This is a genomic window from Nocardia cyriacigeorgica, from assembly GCF_005863245.1.
Classification (GTDB): domain Bacteria; phylum Actinomycetota; class Actinomycetes; order Mycobacteriales; family Mycobacteriaceae; genus Nocardia; species Nocardia cyriacigeorgica_C.
In genome coordinates, this window is the sequence record NZ_VBUT01000003.1 from 609,789 (window position 1) to 629,559 (window position 19,771).

At 69.2% G+C, this 19,771-nt stretch carries 17 protein-coding genes; 11 read left to right on the plus strand and 6 right to left on the minus strand.

Going from position 1 to position 19,771, the window contains the following annotated elements; genetic code table 11:
- Nucleotides 1-6 precede the first annotated feature (6 nt).
- The 6 genes from FEK34_RS09405 to FEK34_RS09430 are packed head-to-tail and all read left to right on the plus strand — an operon-like array spanning nucleotide 7 to nucleotide 6,981.
- On the plus strand, nucleotides 7-2,118 hold the full coding sequence (locus FEK34_RS09405) for a hypothetical protein (protein WP_138447413.1): 2,112 nt from the start codon (nucleotides 7-9) through the stop codon (nucleotides 2,116-2,118).
- Nucleotides 2,115-2,423, plus strand: a complete 309-nt coding sequence (locus FEK34_RS09410; RefSeq protein ID WP_014351781.1) for a transposase — start codon at nucleotides 2,115-2,117, stop codon at nucleotides 2,421-2,423. The genes FEK34_RS09405 and FEK34_RS09410 overlap by 4 nt, the downstream gene beginning before the upstream one ends.
- A gap of 16 nt (nucleotides 2,424-2,439) precedes the next feature.
- On the plus strand, nucleotides 2,440-4,125 hold the full coding sequence (locus FEK34_RS09415) for a M23 family metallopeptidase (protein WP_138447414.1): 1,686 nt from the start codon (nucleotides 2,440-2,442) through the stop codon (nucleotides 4,123-4,125).
- A complete protein-coding gene (locus FEK34_RS09420; RefSeq protein WP_249358907.1) occupies nucleotides 4,122-4,727 on the plus strand; it encodes a hypothetical protein in 606 nt (201 codons plus the stop codon). The genes FEK34_RS09415 and FEK34_RS09420 overlap by 4 nt, the downstream gene beginning before the upstream one ends.
- A 36-nt stretch (nucleotides 4,728-4,763) precedes the next feature.
- Nucleotides 4,764-6,608 (plus strand): type IV secretory system conjugative DNA transfer family protein, encoded by a 1,845-nt coding sequence (locus FEK34_RS09425; protein WP_138447415.1) that lies wholly within the window; start codon nucleotides 4,764-4,766, stop codon nucleotides 6,606-6,608.
- Nucleotides 6,595-6,981 (plus strand): DUF4913 domain-containing protein, encoded by a 387-nt coding sequence (locus FEK34_RS09430; RefSeq protein ID WP_138447416.1) that lies wholly within the window; start codon nucleotides 6,595-6,597, stop codon nucleotides 6,979-6,981. The genes FEK34_RS09425 and FEK34_RS09430 overlap by 14 nt, the downstream gene beginning before the upstream one ends.
- 76 nt (nucleotides 6,982-7,057) lie before the next feature.
- Here the strand turns inward: FEK34_RS09430 and FEK34_RS09435 are convergent, their stop codons facing one another.
- Complete coding sequence (locus tag FEK34_RS09435) at nucleotides 7,058-7,681, minus strand: hypothetical protein (RefSeq protein WP_138447417.1); 624 nt, start codon at nucleotides 7,679-7,681, stop codon at nucleotides 7,058-7,060.
- A 400-nt stretch (nucleotides 7,682-8,081) separates the two neighbouring features.
- Nucleotides 8,082-8,960, minus strand: a complete 879-nt coding sequence (locus FEK34_RS09440; protein WP_138447418.1) for a peptidylprolyl isomerase — start codon at nucleotides 8,958-8,960, stop codon at nucleotides 8,082-8,084.
- A gap of 185 nt (nucleotides 8,961-9,145) precedes the next feature.
- Here FEK34_RS09440 and hisS point away from each other — a divergent pair, with 185 nt between their 5' ends.
- The 3 genes from hisS (at nucleotide 9,146) to FEK34_RS09455 (ending at nucleotide 12,217) form a co-directional block, all read left to right on the plus strand.
- Complete coding sequence (hisS, locus tag FEK34_RS09445; RefSeq protein ID WP_138447419.1) at nucleotides 9,146-10,423, plus strand: histidine--tRNA ligase; 1,278 nt, start codon at nucleotides 9,146-9,148, stop codon at nucleotides 10,421-10,423.
- Between the two features lie 45 nt (nucleotides 10,424-10,468).
- Nucleotides 10,469-11,119, plus strand: coding sequence for a hypothetical protein (locus FEK34_RS09450; RefSeq protein WP_138447420.1), 651 nt, complete (start codon nucleotides 10,469-10,471; stop codon nucleotides 11,117-11,119).
- 93 nt (nucleotides 11,120-11,212) lie between these two features.
- Nucleotides 11,213-12,217 carry a malate dehydrogenase gene (locus FEK34_RS09455; protein ID WP_138447421.1) on the plus strand — a complete coding sequence of 335 codons (1,005 nt, stop codon included), beginning with the start codon at nucleotides 11,213-11,215 and terminating at the stop codon, nucleotides 12,215-12,217.
- Between the two features lie 8 nt (nucleotides 12,218-12,225).
- Here the strand turns inward: FEK34_RS09455 and FEK34_RS09460 are convergent, their stop codons facing one another.
- The 4 genes from FEK34_RS09460 to FEK34_RS09475 all read right to left on the minus strand — a co-directional run bounded on the left by FEK34_RS09460 (nucleotide 12,226) and on the right by FEK34_RS09475 (nucleotide 17,446).
- Entirely contained in the window at nucleotides 12,226-13,305 is a 1,080-nt protein-coding gene (locus FEK34_RS09460; protein WP_138447422.1) for a 2-oxoacid:ferredoxin oxidoreductase subunit beta, read from the minus strand.
- Nucleotides 13,302-15,266 (minus strand): 2-oxoacid:acceptor oxidoreductase subunit alpha, encoded by a 1,965-nt coding sequence (locus FEK34_RS09465; protein WP_171048111.1) that lies wholly within the window; start codon nucleotides 15,264-15,266, stop codon nucleotides 13,302-13,304. Before FEK34_RS09465 ends, FEK34_RS09460 begins: the two co-directional genes overlap by 4 nt.
- 127 nt (nucleotides 15,267-15,393) lie before the next feature.
- The gene (locus tag FEK34_RS09470) at nucleotides 15,394-16,410 is read right to left on the minus strand and encodes an Rv2578c family radical SAM protein (RefSeq protein ID WP_138447423.1); all 1,017 of its coding nucleotides are present in this window, start codon (nucleotides 16,408-16,410) and stop codon (nucleotides 15,394-15,396) included.
- A 31-nt stretch (nucleotides 16,411-16,441) separates the two neighbouring features.
- A complete protein-coding gene (locus FEK34_RS09475) occupies nucleotides 16,442-17,446 on the minus strand; it encodes an NAD-dependent epimerase/dehydratase family protein (protein WP_138447424.1) in 1,005 nt (334 codons plus the stop codon).
- A gap of 220 nt (nucleotides 17,447-17,666) precedes the next feature.
- Here FEK34_RS09475 and FEK34_RS09480 point away from each other — a divergent pair, with 220 nt between their 5' ends.
- Both FEK34_RS09480 and FEK34_RS31115 read left to right on the plus strand, forming a co-directional pair.
- Nucleotides 17,667-17,996: a type VII secretion target gene (locus tag FEK34_RS09480; RefSeq protein WP_138447425.1), complete on the plus strand. Its 330-nt coding sequence runs from the start codon at nucleotides 17,667-17,669 to the stop codon at nucleotides 17,994-17,996.
- Nucleotides 17,993-19,669, plus strand: coding sequence for a hypothetical protein (locus FEK34_RS31115; protein WP_138447426.1), 1,677 nt, complete (start codon nucleotides 17,993-17,995; stop codon nucleotides 19,667-19,669). The genes FEK34_RS09480 and FEK34_RS31115 overlap by 4 nt, the downstream gene beginning before the upstream one ends.
- Nucleotides 19,670-19,771 lie beyond the last annotated feature (102 nt).

Here is a 19,771-nt window from a genome sequence, read left to right on the forward strand (position 1 = left end):
CGATTGATGGCACGCGAGCACGAGCCACCCGTACGGGAGCGCGAGGACCTCCGCCGGTCCCGGCGGACCGAGGCCGATCACGACGAATGGGCCCGCCCCGAGCGTCGGCGCGAAACCACACGGGAGGAACCCGCCCGGGAGCGGCGCGGCACGGGCGGACGACGTCCGCGCTCGGCTGCGCCACGCCCCGACGGCGAACGCTCGCGTACCGAGGCACCCGGCACCGATCAGGCCGCCGCCGGCGCACAGCCCGGCCGCGGCGGACGCGCCCGCCCCAAGCGCGGCGATGCCACGCGCGCACGGCCGGTGAAGTTCGACAAGACCGCCGACCGCGCGATGCGCAGCCCGAAGCAGGACCGGGCCGTGCAGCGGGCGAAGGCCAAGGCGGACAAGCGGCAGCAGTCCGGGCCGCCGCTGCTCGACGACGACACCCGCGCCAGGCTGGAGATGATCAGCCGCGAGCAGTCCGGGCTGCGCGCGGCCTGGGCCACCTTCCGTATCCGAACCGACGACATCCGCCGCCGCAACTACGCGGCCCGCGCCGAGCAGGTCTACGAAGACGGTTTCGACCGGCAGACCGCCCAGCTCACCGACCGCGGCTATGCGGGCCCCGGCGGCGGCCGGATGAACGTGGTGGGCCGTCCCGTCGAGTACCGCGCCACCACGGCTCAGGTCGCGGGTCTGTGGCCGTGGTCGGTGGGTGCCGGCGCGCCGCTGATCGGTACGCCGCTCGGCTCGCATCTGCACACCGGGGCTCCGGTGTGCTTCGACCCGATGAACTGGTTCATGCGCGGCAGTTTCATCACCGCGCCCAGCCTGTTCGTGCTCGGCCTCAACGGTTTCGGCAAGTCGTCGCTGGTGCGCCGGATCGTGCTCGGCGGGATCGCCCAGGGCATCACGCCGCTGATCCTGGCCGACGTCAAACCCGACTATCGCAAGATGGTGGAGATGGTCGGCGGCCAGGTGATCGATCTCGGTTACGGCCACGGCAAACTCAACCCGCTGGCCGCCGGTGTGCTCGGTCAGGTGGTGCCGCAGCTCGATCATCTGCCCGCACTGCAATTGCAGGTGCTGCAGGATCTGCGGGCCCGTCAGGTGACGCTCATCGCCGGTCTGGTCGAGTTGGTGCGTGGTGCGCGGGTGCGCGATTTCGAGGAGACGCTCATCTCCACCGCCCTGCGCATCCTCTACCGCCCGGGCAGTGGATTCACCCCGGACAAGCCGCCCATCATGGACAACCTGCTCGAGGTGATCGTCGCCGGCGGCGAGGAATTGATGCTCGACGCCGGCGCGGACAACGAGGCCGAGTACCAGGTGGCGATCAAGAATCTGCGCCGGTCGCTGCGCGCGCTCACCCAGGGCCCCTTCGGTGCGGTGTTCAACGGGCAGACCTCGGTGCCCATCGACACCGACTCGGTCGCCGTCTGCATCGACGTCTCGCATATTCCGCAGGGCGACAAGAAGCTCAAGGCCGCGGTCATGCTGGCCTGCTGGGCCGACGGTTTCGCCGCGGTCGAGGCCGCGCACACGCTCACCGATGCGGGGATGGCGCCGCAGCGCTACTTCCAGGTGGTGATGGACGAGCTGTGGCAGGTGCTCGGTCTCGGCGACTTCATGGTCGACCGCGTCGACGAGCTGACCCGTCTGCAGCGCGGTATCGCCACCGCGCTGATCATGATCAGCCACACCATCAAGGATTTGCAGTCGCTGGGTTCGGAAGCGGCCATCGCCAAGGCGCTCGGTTTCCTGGAACGGGCCCGCGCCAAGATCTTCGGCGCCCTGCCCGCCGAGGAGATCAAACGCCTCGACAGCACGATTCCGTTCACCGCGGCCGAGGAGGAGATGGTCACCGGATGGTCGGCGCCGCAGGCGCTGACCGGTGAGGCGCTCAAGCCCGGTCAGGTGCGGCCGTCTCCGCCGGGTACCGGCAAGTTCCTGCTGAAGATCGGTGAGGATCGCCGGCCCGGGATTCCGTTCCACATGGAGTTCACGTTGTCGGAGAAGGAAAGCGGAATCCACGACACCAACCAGCGTTTCGACGAGTTCAATCGGGTACCCGGACCCGCGGGTGGTCCCGATCCGGGTGGTTCGGATTCGGCGGGTGGGAGCGCAGCATGATGCCGCACCGGTCTTATCGCAAAGTGTCGCCGGAGGTGCGCGATGCCGCCGTCGAGCAGGTCATCGCGCTCACCGGCAAACTGCGCAGCGAGTCCGAGGCGTGCCGGGTGGTCGCCGAACAGATCGGCGTGCACACCAATTCGGTGCGCAACTGGGTGCGGGCCGCGGAAGGCCCGAGCCTGGAACGCATGGACGCGGTGGCCCTGCGGCGTAAGGTCGCCCTGTTGCAGCAGCAGTTGGCGGCCGCGGCGGAGATGAACCGGGCGCTGGCCGACACCCTCAACGAAGCCCGGCGCCGCACGTGAACCCTGCGAGGGTGTCATGAACGTGCGCTCGGTGCTGGCGCTCGTCGTCGGAGCCGCGCTCGGCCTGATGATGCTGGTGGTGGTGATCGTGCTGCCCTCGGTGGACGACCCGTGCGAAGGTGGAGAGGTTCTCGGACCCACCCAGACGATGTTGCCGCCGCTGGGTGGATACGCGCCCGGCGATCCGCGGGCGGCCGGTGCCGCGTCCGCCACACCGGGTGCGGGTACCTCTGCGGCACAGCCGAATCCGGCCGTGACCGCGACTCCATCGCTGGCCGCCGGTGTCGGCTCGCTGCGCCGGACATTGCCGTTGGCCACCGGGACCTACAGCATCTCCGACGTCTTCGGCTCCCGCGGCGGCGGCCACAAGGGTGTGGACATGGCGGCCGCCGACGGCACCCCCATCTTCTCGGTCGGCGACGGCCGGGTGGTCGCGGCCGGACCGGCCTCCGGATTCGGCAACTGGATCGTCGTCGACTCGGTCGACACCAATGGCCGCGCGTACTCGGCGGTGTACGGGCATATGTGGGACAGCGGCGTGCTGGTGCGAGTGGGGGAGACCGTGCGCGCCGGACAGCACATCGGCTACGTCGGCTCGGCCGGCGAATCCAGCGGTCCACACCTGCATTTCGAGGTGGTGCCGGGCGGGCGGTTCACCGGTGGGCGTCAGATCGATCCGATGCCGTGGCTCGAGGGCGCACCGACCCCCGATGTCGGTGGTGCGCGGGCGTTTTCCGACGACCCACGCTGCGTGCGCGGCTTCGGCAGCGCCGGTGGCGCGCTGGCCGACGGCAAGGTTCCGCCCGAACTCGAGATCTGGTACCGGCGCGCCGGTTCGATCTGCCCGGAGATCACGCCGTCGCTGCTGGCGGCACAGGGCAGGCAGGAATCCGGTTTCCGGCGAGGCGCGACCTCACCCGCAGGCGCGCAGGGTCTGGCGCAGTTCCTGCCGGGGACGGCCGCGAGCATCAATCCCGATGACGGCCAACCGTATGTGATCGACGCCGACGGCAACGGGGTCGCCAGTGTGTGGGACGACGGCGACGCCATCGTCGGTCAGGGCCGCTATATGTGCGCCATCGCGCACAAGATCTCCGGCTGGATGTCCGAGGGCCGGGTGCAGGGCGATCTGATCTCCCTGACGCTGGCCGCCTACAACGCCGGTGAGGGCGCCGTGCTCGCTTCCGGCGGCATGCCGAATCAGGTTGCCGCGCACTATTCCGAGACCCACCCGTACGTGGCGAACATCCTGGCAATGGAGCCGCAGTACCGCGCGCCGGGATCACTCGGACGCTTCGTGCCGGGGGAGGGGACCGAGGGCAGCCAGGTCGTGCAGGCCGCCCACGAGTGGCTCGGCACCCCGTACGTGTGGGGCGGCGGCGGCCCGCAGGGGCCCACCGGCGGCGGCCTGGACGGTCCGGGTCTGACCGCGGCGGCGGTCTTCGCGGCGTCCTCGGGTTCGATCACGCTGCCGCGCACCGCCGAACAACAGTGGGAAGCCGGAGTGGAGGTGCCGTTGAGCTCGATCGAGCCCGGCGACCTGGTATTCAGCGACTTCGGACCGCGCGGGCCCGCGCAGGTCGGCGTCTATGCCGGTGACGGACAGATGATCCGCTCCGCGCCGGTCGCGACCGCCGATTCCCCCGGTGGGGTGGCCGAGGCGCCGGTACCCGGTGACGCACGAGCGAGGAGAGTGCTGTGAACACGCGTGCGGCAGCGCCGAACCGGCGGTGCGGACAGTTAGCCTGGAAGAGCAGGGTATCGGCGCAGGCGAAACTGGTGGTGGTGCTGGTGACGGGCATCGCGATGATGAGCGCGGCCTGCGGTCGCGAGGACGAGGGCCTGGCAGGTCCGGGCAGCGGACCCGCCACCTCGACCACCCGTCAGCTCGAAGCTGTTCCGGCACCGGACCCCGTGACCCCCGAGGGCGTGGCGGTCGCGGCCCTGCGTGAGATCTACACCTGGAATCCGGTCAGCGAGGATCAGGGTGCGTCACTGGTGCGGGCACGGAAGTGGCTCGGTCCCAGCCTGATGCGCGTTGTGGAGGCCACGAGCTCCGAAACCCCCAAACCGGCCCTGCGCTGGGCCGAATGGGCGGACGCGGGCGCCAGGATCGACGCCTTCACCTTCGCGTCCGGAGAGAAGGCGCCGGCCGGTGCGGATCCGAACGTGCAGCAATTCAAGATCGGCATCGAACAGACCGTCGTCTACCCCGACGGACGCGAGGAACCGCTGCCGCCCGCCACCGTCATCGCCACCGTGGTCCGCACCCCGGACGGCTGGCGGCTCGACGGCTATCGGTGACAACGCTTTCCACACGGGATCACTCAGGAGGCAGGTATGGCGAAAAAGAAACCGGTGAAGGATCCGGCAGTTGTCGGACCCGACGGCACCCTCATCCTGATCTACGTGGTGGGCGCCGTCCTCGCCACCCTGTGGATTGCACTGCACCTGGGCAATATGCTCGCGGTCACCCGCCAGGACATCCCGGTGAACCCGATCGAGATCGTGGCCGGACTGATCCGCGGCAAACTGCATTGGCCGCGCGGGGCGACGGTCATCCTGCTGCTGGTTATCGCCACGGGCATTGCGGTGGTCGTCATCCGGCGCCGGCTGCAGGCGCGCCGCAACAAGGGCAGGCTCAGTGTCGACGAGAAGGCCGATGTGATGGGCAACGGCAGCGCCATCGCCTCGCTCACCGAGGCCGGTGTGCGGGAGAAGGCCAAGCAGCTCGGCGTGCGCCTCGGCTACGACGACGCCCCCGGTGTGCCGATCGGTATCGGTGTCGCCGACGGGGTGATGCTGTACGGCTCGTATGAGGATCTGCACCTCGATATTTGGGGCCCGCGTCAGGGCAAGTCGACCTCCCGCGTCATCCCGGCCATCCTCACCGCCATCGGCCCGGTGCTGGCCACGTCGAACAAGCGCGACGTGGTCGACGCCACCCGCGACGTCCGCGCGGCCAAGGGCTCGCCCACTTTCGTCTTCGACCCGCAGGGCGTGGCGGGTGAGGAGGCCAGCTGGTACTGGGACCCGTTGGCCTGGGTCGATGCCCGGCATGAAGGCTGTGAAATGCGCGCCGCCCGGCTGGCGGGCCATTTCGCCGACGGCGACGACGGTTCCGACGCCAAGACCGACGCCTTCTTCGACCCGGAAGCCGAGGATCTGCTGGCCGGGCTGTTTCTCGCCGCGGCGGTCGGCGGCAAACCGATCACCCAGGTATGGGAGTGGGTCACCAATCCGGGCAATATCGAGCCGATCCAGCTGCTGCGCGATTCGGGACACGACTTCACCGCATCGGGCCTGGCCTCGCAGTACAACACCGACGACCGCACCCGCAGCGGCATCTTCGGTACCGCCAAGAAGATGGTGCGCTGCCTCAAACTCACCAACGTGCACCCCTGGGTCACCCCCGGCGGAAACCGGCAGCAGTTCGACGAATTGGATTTCATCGAGCGCAACGGCACCCTCTACAGCCTCTCGCTCGAGGGTCGTGGGTCGGCGTCACCGCTGGTCAGCGCGTTGACCGAGGCCGTGATCGATATCGCGATGCGCAAGGCCGCGCGGTCGGCGGGCGGGCGCTTGCCGATTCCGCTGCTCGCGGTGCTCGACGAGGCGGCCAACGTGGTGCGCTGGAAGGATCTGCCCAAGCAGTACAGCCATTTCGGCTCGCGCGGCATCGTGGTGATGACGGTGCTGCAATCGTGGGCGCAGGGCGTGCGCTGCTGGGGTGAAGCCGGCATGAACGCGCTGTGGTCGGCGGCCAATATCAAGGTGCTCGGCAGCGGCGTCGACGATACGAACTTCCTGCGCGAGCGTTCGGAGGCGATCGGCGAGCATTCGTCGATTTCGGCGTCGGTGTCGGAATCCAAGGGCAGCAAGAGCTATTCGCGCTCGCTCGGTTCGTCGAAGACCTTCACCGTGCAGGCGCTGGCGACCCTGCCACGAGGGCGGGTCATCGTCTTCCCCTCCGGTGCGCCGCCGGTGCTGGTGCGGACCGTCCCGTGGTGGGAAGGCGATTACGCGGCGGCGGTGCAGCAGTCGATCGAGCAGCACGATCCGCAGCGCAAGACCGTGATCACCGATCTGATCCCGGCGCCGTCGCTGACCAAGGCAGTACCGTCACCGGAACCGGCTGCCGGCTCCGGCCAGATCGAGGAGGTTCGTCCACTTGACCAGCAATGAGCAGCCGGAAACCGAATACCACGATGTCGGGGAGTTCGTGCACAACTACCTGACCGGGCTGTATCAGCGGCAGGTCACCGACATCAACGACACCGTGTGGTGCCCGGAATGGTGGCGGCACAAGGAGGCGGTGGCGCGGCTGGAAGCGGTGTGGCGGGCGTTCGAGTTCTACCGGCAGGATCCGACCACCGGGATGAGCATCTGGTTGCTCAACCATGCCGATAAGCACATGGCGGTGCTATTCGACCCGAAGGGCCCGTTCAAGTACTGCAGTGTGCGGCACGGGCACAAGGAGATGCTCACCAGGCTGCCGGTCGCCACGTATCCGGAGGGCTTGTTCAGCAACCCGGAAGAGTACAGCCGCACCACCTGAGCCGTCGGCACCCGACGCCGTGGCGAACACGACGCGGCGCCCGCCGAATTCGACGGGCGCCGGGTGAATCGTGTGGTCAGCGCGTGCGTTCGAGTCCGCGGGTGCGCTCCTGGTCTTTGCCGGTGAGGATTTCCAGACCGGGTTCCGGGCGGGTGCGGATGGCCTCGATGGGTGGCTTGGCCTGGCCGATCTCCATGAACATGCGCACCGCGGCGATCTCGGGTGCGATACCGATCTTGGCCAGATGGGCGGCCAGCGCGGCGCGACGTTCCGGCGAGTCGTATCGGATGGCGGCCTTGGCCGCGGCCGCGGCGACGGACCCGCCGGTGGGTGCGGGGACCGAGGGGCGATCCTTGTGCAGTGATACGCCCCGGTAGGGCATGCTCTCGCGCTCGACGGTCGCGGTGGCCTGCTGCGCCAGCCCCATCACTTTCTCCTGGCCGAGCGTCTTCTCCGGCGCGGGCCGGGAAATCATCTGGGCCAGTTCGATATTGCGCGGATCCTTGGACTTGGATTCGCGGGCCTCACGGATCTGCGCTTCGCGGGCTTCCTTGATCTTGGCCTCGGTGAGCTTGGCTCTGGCCTCGGCTTCCTTCTGACCACGTTCCCGGGTTTTCAGCGCGACCAGGGTCGCGATCTGCAACATGGTCTTCATCATGGCCGCGGTTTCCCGGCCGATATCGTCCAGTTCCTCGGACATGGCTGCTCCCGATGCTGCGGTGATCCCTATGGATGATTGTGGTGCTTCGTCATGAACGCCGCTTCATATGTCATCGACTTCTTACGTCATCGATACAACCGCCATGCGACACGGTGGCCGCTCGGCGGTCCTGGCCCGCCTGCGCGAACACCGGGAGCCGCGCAGCCGACTTCGCTACGCGCACTCCGTATTACGAGATTACCCGAGAACACCTGGCCCAGTCGTACGAGCGGACCGCTCATCAGCATATATCGCACATTTCCGGCATGGAACCGAACTCGCCGGATGATCTTCGGTGCGAGGTCGGCGGAGCCGGATGATGACGGCGGAGCCGGTCCGCCGCCTACAGCTCGGGCCCGGAACGCAGTGCCGTTCCGGGCCCGATCCGACGGTCGGGAATTCAGTCGATGCGGACCGAATTCAGCGTCACCGGCAGGTTCGGCTTGCCGTCGCCGGGGCCGTTGGACTCGTCCTGGCCGGCCTGGGCGATCTTGTCCAGGGTGGCCAGGCCGGTCTCGTCGACGGTGCCGAAGATGGTGTAGTTCGGCGGCAGCTGGGAATCGCCGTAGACCAGGAAGAACTGGCTGCCGTTGGTGCCGGGGCCGGCATTGGCCATGGCGATGACGCCGCGCTTGTAGGCGATGGGCTCCTGCAGGGCAGGGTCATCGGGGGCGAACTGATCGGTGGGGTACTCGTTGTCGAACTGGTAGCCAGGTCCGCCCATACCGGTGCCGGTGGGATCGCCGCACTGCAGGACCTCGAGGCCGGGACCCTGGGTGAGCCGGTGGCAGTTGGTGCCGTCGAAGAAGCCCTGACCGGCGAGGCTGGCGAAACTGTTCACCGTGCACGGCGATTCGGCGTTGTTGAGCGTCAGGCCGATCGGGCCCTGGCTGGTCTCCATGCTGATGCTCAGCGTCGCGTTGTCGCCGGTGGTCTGGATGCCCTCGGTGCGCGGTTTCTGCGCGGGCTTGTCGGCGGGCTTGGGGCTGTCGGGGTAGGCGCAGCTGACGGTGGCGGGCTTGGCCTGGGCCGGCGGCGGAGGCGCGGCGATCGGGGTGCTCGACAGCGAGGCGTCCGGGGTCTCGGCCGCGGTGTTGTCGTTGTCCTCACCGCGGGTCAGGAAGTACACGCCGGTCACCGCCGCGACCGCGACGACGACGCCGAGGGCCGACATGGCGATGGTGAGTTGCTTGCGCTTGCGCGCCCGCGCGGCCCGGTTGGCCAGCTGGCGCTCCAGCTTGCGTTTCGCTGCCGCTCGACGCTGTTCGTTGCTCGGCACTACCACGTTCCTCCCGTGCGGCGGCCGGACCCGGGGGCCCGGCCGTGCGCTGTTCTCTCACTACGAAAGTGTCATGTTCGGCTAAGAGTGTGCCATCTCTTCCTGAGACCGCCCGGCACCCGCCGCGACCCGCGCGGACAAACCGGTTGGACTCGAGGCCCGGTAGTGAGGGAAACTGGACCATCGTGACCAAGACCAGCAGCTTCTCCGCCCCGAAGGGGGTACCGGACTACGTGCCCCCCGGCTCGGCCGAGTTCGTCGCGGTGCGCGACGGCCTGATCCGCGCCGCCCGACTCGCCGGGTACGGGCATATCGAGCTGCCGGTCTTCGAGGACACCGAGTTGTTCGCCCGCGGTGTCGGCGAGTCCACCGATGTGGTGAGCAAGGAGATGTTCACCTTCTCCGACCGCAGCGACCGCAGCGTCACGCTGCGCCCGGAGGGCACCGCCGGAGTGATGCGCGCGGTCATCGAACACGGACTCGACCGCGCACAGCTGCCGGTCAAGCTGTGCTATTCCGGCCCGTTCTTCCGCTACGAGCGTCCGCAGGCCGGGCGCTACCGTCAGCTGCAGCAGGTGGGCATCGAGGCCATCGGCGTCGATGATCCCGCCCTGGACGCCGAGGTCATCGCCGTGGCCGACGCCGGTTTCCGCGGCCTCGGCCTCGACGGCTTCCGCCTCGAGGTCACCTCACTCGGCGATGAGACCTGCCGTCCGCAGTACCGCGAGCTGCTGCAGGAGTTCCTGCTCGGGCTGCCGCTGGACGAGGAGACCCGCCGCCGCGCCCAGCTCAACCCGCTGCGCGTGCTCGACGACAAGCGCCCGCAGGTGCGCGAGATGACGGCCAACGCGCCGCTGATGATCGATCACCTGTCGGAATCGGCGAAAACGCACTTCGAGCAGGTGCTCGGCCACCTCGACGCGCTGGGGGTGCCGTATGTGGTGAACCCGCGGATGGTGCGCGGGCTCGACTACTACACCAAGACCACCTTCGAGTTCGTCCACGACGGTCTCGGCGCGCAGTCCGGGATCGGCGGCGGCGGCCGCTACGACGGCCTGATGGCGCAGCTGGGCGGGCAGGCGCTGTCGGGGATCGGTTTCGGTCTCGGCGTCGACCGCACCGTGCTCGCGCTGGCCGCCGAGGGCAAGTCGGCGGGCGATCCGGCGCGCTGCGAGGTCTTCGGCGTGCCGCTGGGCGAGGCCGCCACCCAGCGGATGGTGGTGCTGGCCGCACAGCTGCGCGCCGCCGGGGTGCGGGTCGACCTGGCCTACGGCGGACGCGGGGTGAAGGGCGCGATGAAGGCCGCCGATCGCTCCGGTGCGAAGTTCACCCTGGTGCTCGGCGACCGCGATCTGGCCGAACACACCATCGGCCTGAAGAACATGGCCACCGGCGACCAGCGGCAGATCCCGCTCGGCGAGGTGGTCGGCGCTGTTACCGCCGCGCTGCATCGCGCGGAGTAGTACGGTGCCCGCGACATTTCCCGCCGTGAGGACGACTGCGCGACCGTGACCGAACCAACTCCCGCACCGGGCGAATCCGATCCGCCGATCGGGCTCGACCTGGTCGCTCCCGAGGTGTACGCGCCGATGCTGCGGCGCCTGGCCCTGGCCGCCATCGGCGTCGGCATCGGCGCCGCGCTGCTGGCGGCGGTATGGCTGAGCTGGCCGATCGCGGTCCTCATCGGGCTCGTGGTCGGCGCGCCGACCGTCGGTTACGCGCTGGCGCTGCGGCGTCGGCGGATGTGGTTGCGCGGGACCACGATTCACGCGCGCAGGCTCTTCGGTGAGCGCCGGATCCCGCTCGCCGAGGCGACCGGGGTGGAGATCCTGGTGTATCCGGGCCGGTTGAGCCGGATCGTGCTGCGGGTTACGGCCGGGCCGGACACCCAGATCATCCCGCTGGCCATGTACACCGACGCGGGCAGCGGTCGCGAACTGCATCTGCTCGGCCTGCGCAAACTGGCCGACGCGCTGGCCGCCAGCCATCTGGCGACCGCGGTGGCGGTCTCGGACATGCTGGTGCACCAGCTGCGGGCCGAGGCGCGCGATGCCGGGTTGGGGGAGCGTCCGCTCTATCGTGCGGTCGCCCTCGCCCGCGCCAAGGACTACGTCTCCCCGGTGGTGCTGACCGATAGTGAAGTGGCCGAACTGAGCTGAGGTGTCTGATACCTCACGGTCGGCCGATTCCGGCTGTGCGGCTGGCTAGGGTGGAAAACGCCAGATCATCCGGCCGACCGCTGAGGAGTCGCTGTGAGTGCTGCCGCCCGACCCGCGCCCGTGACCGTCGCCGTGACCGGCGGGGCCGGCCAGATCGCCTACGGATTGCTCTTCCGGATCGCCTCCGGCGCCATGCTCGGCCCCGGCACCCCGATCCGGCTGCGCCTGCTCGAGATTCCGGCCGCGGTGGCTTCGCTGGAAGGTGTCGCGATGGAACTCGAGGACGGCGCGTTCCCGCTGCTCGAGTCGGTCGATATCAGTGACGATCCGTGGGAGGGATTCGACGGCGCGAATATCGCGCTGCTGGTCGGCGCGCGGCCGCGCACCGCGGGGATGGAGCGCTCGGACCTGCTGGCCGCCAACGGGCCGATCTTCACCGATCAGGGCGCCGCGATCAACGCCAGCGCGGCCGACGACGTCAAGGTGCTGGTGGTGGGCAACCCGGCCAACACCAACGCCTATATCGCCATGTCCAACGCCCCCGATGTGCCTGCCGAGCGGTTCACCGCGATGACCAGGCTCGATCACAACCGGGCCATCGCCCAGCTGGCCAAGAAGACCGGCGCTGCGGCCGCCGAGATCGAGCGGGTCGCGATCTGGGGCAACCACTCGGCGACCCAGTACCCGGACCTCACCCACGCCACCGTCGCCGGCCGCCCGGCGCTCGAGGTGGTGGACGCCGACTGGGTGCGCAATGACTTCCTGCCCACCGTGCAACAGCGCGGCACCGCGATCATCCAGGCCCGCGGCGCCTCCTCGGCCGCCAGCGCCGCAAGCGCCGCGATCGACCACATCCGCGATTGGGCGCTCGGCAGCGCGGGTGACTGGGTGTCGATGGCGGTGCCGTCCGACGGCTCCTACGGCGTGCCCGAGGGGCTGATCAGCTCGTTCCCGGTGACCTGCGCTGGCGGCGGATACACCATCGTGCCGGATCTGGAGATCGACGATTTCTCCCGCGCCCGGATCGACGCCTCGGTCGCCGAACTCGAGGCCGAGCGCAGCGCGGTGATCGACCTGGGATTCGCCAAACCGGCCTGAGTGACGTGTCAGCCGACCGTCCAGGTTTCGGTACCGGTCAGCAGCTCTTGCAGCTCGGCGCGCCGGCCCTGCTTTGCCGCCGCGGTCTGGGCGCGCACCGCGTCGTCGTAGGTGGGGCGGACGACATCGCGGAAGACGCCGGTGACGACATGCTCGAGCCCTTGATCCGACAGCCGTGACAGGGCGTAGGCGTATTCGGGTGCGTCGGCGTGCGCATCGTGCACGATGATCTCGCCCTCGGCGACATCCGCGGTGCGCGCCACCGCGAGACCGAAACCGTCACGCACCACCGCGTATTCGCCGTCAGCGCCGAACACGATCGGCTGCCCGTGCCGCAGCGGTATCAGCCGGGACTCGCTGTCGCCGCGGCGCAGCACATCGAAGGACCCGTCATTGAAGATCGGGCAATCCTGCAGAATCTCCACGAACGAGGCACCCCGGTGCGCGGTCGCCGCGCGCAGCACCTCGGTGAGCCCGGCGCGATCGGAATCCAGCGCGCGTGCGGCGAAGGTGGCTTCGGCGCCCAGCGCCACCGACAGCGTGTTGAACGGATGATCCACCGAACCCATCGGCGTCGACTTGGTGACCTTGCCCGGCTCGGAGGTAGGGGAGTACTGACCCTTGGTCAGGCCGTAGATGCGGTTGTTGAACAGCAGGATCGTCAGGTTGACGTTGCGGCGCAGCGCGTGGATCAGATGGTTGCCGCCGATCGAGAGTGCGTCGCCGTCACCGGTCACCACCCACACTGACAGATCCGGCCTGGTCACCGCGAGACCGGTGGCCAGGGCGGGCGCTCGGCCGTGGATCGAATGGATGCCGTAGGCGTCGAGGTAGTACGGGAAACGGCTCGAACAGCCGATCCCGGAGACGAACATCAGGTTCTCCTTGCGCACCCCGAGTTCGGCGAGGAAGCCACGCACGGTCGCCAGGATGACGTAGTCGCCGCATCCGGGACACCAGCGCACTTCCTGGTCGGAGGCGAAATCCTTGGCCTTGTGCGGGCTGTCGGAGCGCGGCACCGCCGCCGTGCCCGACGCGTCCGGCATACCCAGAAAGGCGCCGGCACCGGTGAGGTCGATGATGGTCATGAGCGGCCCCCGGGGCTGCGATAGGTGGCCCGCGCCCTGGCGGCGAAGGCCTTGTCCTGTTCCATGTCGTCGAGTGATCCGTCGAGCGCGGCGTCGATGACGCCGACGAGTTCCTGAGCGGAGAAGGCGGTGCCCGCGATCTTGGTCCACGGCCGGACATTCACCAGGTAGCGGGACCGCAGCAGCGTCGCGAGCTGCCCGCTGTTCATTTCTGGGGCGACCACGGTGCGGTAGCCGCGCAGCAGCTCACCCAGGTTCGGCGGGAGCGGGTTGAGGTGGCGCAGATGCACATGGGCCACCGGGACGCCGCGTCGGCGCGCGCGCCGGCAGGCCTCGCCGATCGGGCCGAAGGAGCTGCCCCAGCCCACCAGCAGCAGTTCCGCGCGTCCATCCGGGTCGTCGACCACGGCGTCCGGGACGCCGATCGCGTCGATTTTGGCCTGGCGCAACCGCACCATGAGTTCGTGGTTGGCCGGATCGTAGGAGATCTCGCCGCTGCCATCGGACTTCTCCAGACCGCCGATGCGGTGGGCCAGCCCGGCTGTACCGGGCACTGCGAGCGGGCGGGCCAGCGTCTCCGGATCGCGGGCGTAGGGCTGGAAGGGGCCGTCTCCGGGCGCCTCGGTTTCGAAGCCGGGGTCGATCGGCGCCAGCTCGTCCACCCGCGGAATCGCCCACGGCTCCGAACCATTCGCGATCGCGCCATCCGACAGCAGCAGCACCGGCGTGCGATAGGTCAGCGCGATCCTGGCCGCCTCGACCGCGGTGTCGAAGCAATCCGCCGGCGAGCGCGGTGCCAGCACCGCGACCGGTGATTCACCGTTGCGCCCGTACAGGGCCTGGAGCAGATCGGCCTGCTCGGTCTTGGTCGGCAGCCCGGTGGACGGGCCGCCGCGCTGGACATCGATGATCACCAGTGGCAGCTCGGTCATCACGGCCAGGCCGATCGTCTCGCTCTTCAGCGCCAGCCCGGGCCCCGAAGTGCTGGTGACACCGAGCGCCCCGCCGAGTGCGGCGCCCAATGCCGCGCCGATGCCCGCGATCTCGTCCTCGGCCTGGAAGGTGGTGACGTCGAAGTCCTTGTGCCTGCTCAATTCGTGCAGGATGTCGGAGGCCGGGGTGATGGGATACGAGCCGAGGAAAACCGGCAGACCCGCCAGCTGCCCCGCGGTGATCAACCCGTAGGCCAGCGCGGTGTTGCCGGTGATCTGGCGATAGGTACCCGGCGGCAGGGCCGCGCGCGCGACGGTGTAGGTGGTCGCGAAACTCTCGGTGGTCTCGCCGTAATTCCAGCCGGCGTGGAAGGCCAGGATGTTGGCCTCGGCGATGGCGGGGGAGTCGGCGAACTTCTCCCGCATGAATCGTTCGGTGCCGCCGAGCTCGCGCCCGTACATCCACGACAGCAGACCGAGCGCGAACATATTCTTCGCCCGCTGGGCGGCCTTCTTACCGACGTCGGCGGATTCGGTGGCGGCCAGCGTCAGCGAACTCATCGGCACCGGATGCACCACCACATCGGCCAGGGTGCCGTCGGTGCGCGGATCGCTGGTGTAGCCGACGCGGGCCAGGTTGCGGGCGGTGAATTCGTCGGTATCGAGGATGACGGTGCCACCGCGCGGCAAGTCGCCGAGATTGGCCTTCAAAGCGGCCGGATTCATCGCCACCAGCACGTCGGGCTGATCGCCCGCGGTCAGGATGTCGTGGTCGGCGATCTGGATCTGGAACGACGACACCCCGGGCAGCGTGCCCTGGGGTGCGCGGATCTCGGCGGGAAAGCTGGGCTGGGTGGCGAGGTCGTTGCCGAAGGCGGCCGCCTCATGGGTGAAGCGATCGCCGGTCAGCTGCATGCCGTCGCCGGAATCGCCCGCGAAGCGGATCACCACCCGATCCACCGGGGTGGCGGCCCGCAGTGTCGAGCCGGGAACGGCTGCCCGGCTCGCGATGTCGTGGTGGTCGACCATGTGCCTGCTTCACTTCCTGTCGAAGAGAGCTGCCCCTGGCCAACCTACTCCGCTCGGCGGGTGGGCTGCCGGGAAAGCGGGCGATCCTGGGCGCGTCGCCGCACGTCAGCGTGGCGGAGCGGACCGGTCAGGCGAACAGGGCCAATTGCGGATCGGCGGTCACCGGAGCCGGTTCGACCGTCTCATCGGGCTCACGGGTCTCCCGGGTGAGCCGGTGCCGCTCCAGCAGCGGGTCGATGCGGCCACGCAGCCAGCGCGAATACTCGGGCGTGACGTAGGCGCCGCGGCCGTAGAGCTGTCGGTAGCGGCGCAGCAGCGCCGGATGGGTCTCGGCCAGCCAGCCGAGGAACCAGCCGCGGGTGCTGCCGCGCAGATGCATGGGGAAGGCGATGACACTGCGTGCGCCCGCCTCGGCGATGGCGGCGAACAGCTCATCGAGATGAGCACTGCTGTCGGTGAGGTAGGGGATCACCGGCGCCACCATCACGTCCACCTCGAAGCCGGCGTCGGCGAGTGCGCGCACCAGCTCCAGCCGGGCCTTGGGCGACGGAGTGCCCGGCTCGACGCTGCGATGCAGTTCCGGATCGAGCATCGCCAGCGATACCCCGATATGCACCGGGACCTGCTGCGCGGCCAGGGTGAGCAGCGGCAGGTCGCGGCGCAGGAGCGTGCCCTTGGTGAGGATGGAGAAGGGGGTACCGGAGTCGGTGAGGGCCCGGATGATGCCGGGCATCAGCCGGTATCGGCCCTCGGCGCGTTGATAGGGATCGGTATTGGTGCCCAGGGCGACGGTTTCGCGATGCCAGCTGCGGCGCGCGAGTTCGCGCCGCAGCACCGCGGCGATATTGGTCTTGACGACGATCTGGTTGTCGAAATCGGATCCGGCGTCCAGGTCCAGGTATTCGTGGGTGCCGCGGGCGAAGCAGTACCGGCAGGCGTGCGAACACCCGCGCATCGGGTTGATCGTCCACCGGAACGGCAGGCCCGACTCCTCGGGCATCTTGTTCAGCGCGCTCTTACAGAGCACTTCGTGGAAGGTGATGCCGTCGAATTCGGGGGTCTGTACAGTTCGGACGAAGCCTGCCCGGTCCAGGCCGGGCAGCGCGCCGTCGTCGGCGTCCAGGGTCTGGCTTTGCCACCGCACCCCGCTAGTCGAACATGCGTTCTAACCGCTGTCAAGCAATCCGGCGCGATTGCGACGGCGTGGTGGCGGCCGGATCGGCGAAGAACGCCACCAGGTCGCGCACTGTCTCCTGTAGCGGCCGCGGCTGGTAGCCGAGTTCGCGAGTTGCCTTGCCGTGGTCGACCATTGGGGCCGATACCAGGGCCCCGATGGCGGCCTTGGACACGATATCGGTGCCGAACCGCTTGCCGATCGGCTCGAGCACCGGCATCAGCCCGGTGATCACCTTGGGCGAGATGACGAAGCGCGGGCCCTTCTTGCCGTTGATCGTGGCCGCGGTGCGGCAGACGTCGAGCATCGAGGTCATTTCGCCGCCGAGCAGGTAATTCTCACCGGTGCGGCCCTTTTCGCCGGCCAGGATCAGGCCTTCGGCCACATCGCGGACATCGACCAGGTCGAATCCGCCGCCGATCATCGCGGGCACCCGGCCGAGTGCGGCGTCGCGCAGGGTGCGGTTGATCCGCGACAGCGGGGTGCTCAGATCGCGCGGGCCGTACACGCCGGTCGGATTGCACAGCACCGCGTCCAGTCCCTGGTCGATGACGGCGCGCAACTCGATCTCGCCCTGCCACTTGGAACGGTCGTAGACCGGCAGTGACGGATCGGTCGAGCGGACCGAGGTCTCGTCGATGCTGCCGCCGCAGGTGTACTGGTCGAAGGCGTGGATGGAGCTGGCGTGCACCATCCGGCGCACCCCGGTGGCCAGGGCGGCCTCGGCCACCACGCGCACACCCTCGGTGTTCACCCGCCAGGCCAGGTCGTTCTTCTCGGCGAGGGTGATCACCGCGACGAGGTGGTAGACGATCTCGGCGCCCGCCAGGGCCGACCGCATGGATGCGGGGTCGAGGACGTCGGCGGAGACCCAGGTGACGCCCGCTGGGCCGGGCTGTTGCGGCACGACCCGGTCGATCGCCGTGATCTCGTGTCCGCGATCGGCGAGCAGGGGGAGCAAGTTCGTGCCAAGGTACCCGGCTGCGCCGGTCACTGCGACCTTCATGGGACAGAGAATATAGAACTTGTTCTAAATTGCAACACGTTCCAATTTTGCCGCGCGCGTGTGAGAGGGGTCGAGCGATGTCGGCGTCGTCGGCTATATTGGGCCGCAACCGAAGCGGCCGTGCTGTCGGGTGAACTTGCGCTGTAGGGGCAGACGAGCGGACGTTCGAGCAACGCGATGTTGACGACACTGATGTTGATGAGGATTGGGGGGCAGCTCCATGAGTGATGTCTCGGTAGAAACCGAAGGGCTCCGCGCGTTCGGTGCCACGAATGCGGCGATCGCGGGCGATATCGCCGGGGCGGGGAATATGGACGTGGTCGCCAGCGTCTCGGCGATGACTCCGGTATTCGGGTTGATCGGCGCCGACTATCTGATGTCGTTCGCGGCCGCGCAGGTCTTGCAGGCGCGCGATATCCAGGATCTGTCCGATAAGTACGCCAAGTTGTCGCAGGCGGCGTTCAGTTCGGCGACCAATTACGACGTCACCGATCTCGGCAATGCCGGCGATCTCGGCAAGGCCGCCGGAGAGATCGGCGGTGTCCTGTGAAACCACTGGATGCCTCGGGCGCGTCCGGCGTGATCGCGCCGGAAGCCGATCGGTCGATGCTCGAGCAGGCTCGCGATCAGGTCGCCGCTGCCGCGCAGCAAGCCCCGGCGGTGCCGTCGGACCAGCAGGCGATCCTCGACCTGCCGATGCCGCAGCTGCCCGCCGACCTCCCGCCGATCGAACCGCCGGAATTCGTTCTCGCGCAGAAGATCACCGATGAGGGGCCGGGCGTCGGTGCCGCACCGGTCGGCATGCCGGGCATGTCCGGTCTCGGTGCGCCCGTCTCCACGCCAGAGGACGTCCTCAGCGGTCTGCCGCCGGAGGCATCGGCCCTGATCGGCGATGCCGAAGCGGTGATCAACCACGCCGCGGCGCCGGTCCTCGACGCCGCCCAGGGCGTGCTCGGTCAAGCCGGCGGTGCGGTGAGCAGTGTGCTCGGCGGATCCTCCGCCGCGAGTGCCGCCTCGGCCGCGGGTGCGTCCGCGACGCCGGCGGCCGCGGCGCTTCCGGCCCTGCCCGCCGACCCGGTCGGCGCCTTGATGAGCGGTATCGCGCTGCCCGCCCTGCCCGGCATCGACATGCTGTTCAAGCCGATCCTCGATCTGCTCGGCAGCTTCGGCACCGGTGTCATGGGGGCCTTCGACCCCACCGCCATCCTCAGCCAGTCCTCCAAGGTCATCGAGATGGCGATGCAGGTCGGCAAGGGCAGCCTCGGGGCCGTCGAGCAGGTCTGGCAGAGCCAGGCCGCCACCGCCGCACAAGACGCGGGTCAGAAGGCCAACAGCGAGGGTCTGGAGACCAGCCAGCGCGGAATCGATATCTCCGAGCTCACCCAGCGCGCGGCCGCGGTGGTGCAGCAGGGCAACGCCCAGCTCACCACGATCGCCACCTCGTTCGCCAGCCAGGCCGTCGCGCTCGCGCCGGTGATCATGACCCCGCCCGCCCAGGCCACCCTGATGGCGACCGCCACCGAGCACCTCGGCCAGGCCGTCAGCGTCGTCAACGCCACCCGAGGCGATCTGGCGGGCAAGACCGCCGAGCTCAACGGGCTGGTGAGCCAGCTGGTCGGGCAGAACGGCCCGGCGCCCCAGGAGATCGCGCAGGCGGTCATGCAGAACGTCGGCGAACCGCTCATGGCGCAGGCCGAGGAGGTCGCCACCACCGCGGCCGGATTCGATTCCGGCACCAGCGGCACCAATGGCCTGTCCACCAGCGCGGCGAGCTACGGCAGCGGTGGTTCGGCCGGCAGCGGCGGCGGCGCCGGAGCGTTCGGCACGGGCGGTTTCGGTCGTGGCGGCAGCGGCGGCGGGGCAGGTCGTGGCGGTAGCGGCGGCGTGGCCGGAATCCCTTCTCTGCCCGGCACTTCCGGCGCACCCGGCGGCGTCGCGCTGCCCGGTGGTATGCGCGCGCCCGTCGCCGGCATGCCGATGGGCGCGGGCCTCGGCACCACGCCTGCTTCGAGTTCCGGATTCATGGGCGGCCCCGGTGCGGCCGGTGCCGCGGGGCAGCGCAACAACAACGAGGACGAGCACTCGCGCAACGTCGACCCGTACCGCAGCCGCACCGGCAACGACGACCTCACCGGCCCGCTGGGCGAATCCACCCCCGAGGTCATCGGCGCCACCAGCACCGACGAGGGCGACGGGTCCGACTACTACCAGGACCAGTTCTAGACAGGGTCCGATCGCTGGGCACATGACAGCGGCCTCGCACCGAAACCGGTGCGAGGCCGCTGTTTTCGGACAGCTACGCGCGCAGCGGACGAGCCGAGCGGT

Bases quoted from the DNA above. Each gene is read 5' to 3' on its own strand.
- FEK34_RS09425 (WP_138447415.1), top strand. From the start codon at position 4,764: ATGGCGAAAAAGAAACCGGTGAAGGATCCGGCAGTTGTCGGACCCGAC.
- FEK34_RS09465 (WP_171048111.1), bottom strand. From the start codon at position 15,266: ATGGTCGACCACCACGACATCGCGAGCCGGGCAGCCGTTCCCGGCTCG.
- FEK34_RS09480 (WP_138447425.1), top strand. From the start codon at position 17,667: ATGAGTGATGTCTCGGTAGAAACCGAAGGGCTCCGCGCGTTCGGTGCC.
- FEK34_RS09415 (WP_138447414.1), top strand. From the start codon at position 2,440: ATGAACGTGCGCTCGGTGCTGGCGCTCGTCGTCGGAGCCGCGCTCGGC.
- FEK34_RS09460 (WP_138447422.1), bottom strand. From the start codon at position 13,305: ATGACCATCATCGACCTCACCGGTGCCGGCGCCTTTCTGGGTATGCCG.
- FEK34_RS09475 (WP_138447424.1), bottom strand. From the start codon at position 17,446: ATGAAGGTCGCAGTGACCGGCGCAGCCGGGTACCTTGGCACGAACTTG.
- FEK34_RS09405 (WP_138447413.1), top strand. From the start codon at position 7: ATGGCACGCGAGCACGAGCCACCCGTACGGGAGCGCGAGGACCTCCGC.
- FEK34_RS09435 (WP_138447417.1), bottom strand. From the start codon at position 7,681: ATGTCCGAGGAACTGGACGATATCGGCCGGGAAACCGCGGCCATGATG.
- FEK34_RS09410 (WP_014351781.1), top strand. From the start codon at position 2,115: ATGATGCCGCACCGGTCTTATCGCAAAGTGTCGCCGGAGGTGCGCGAT.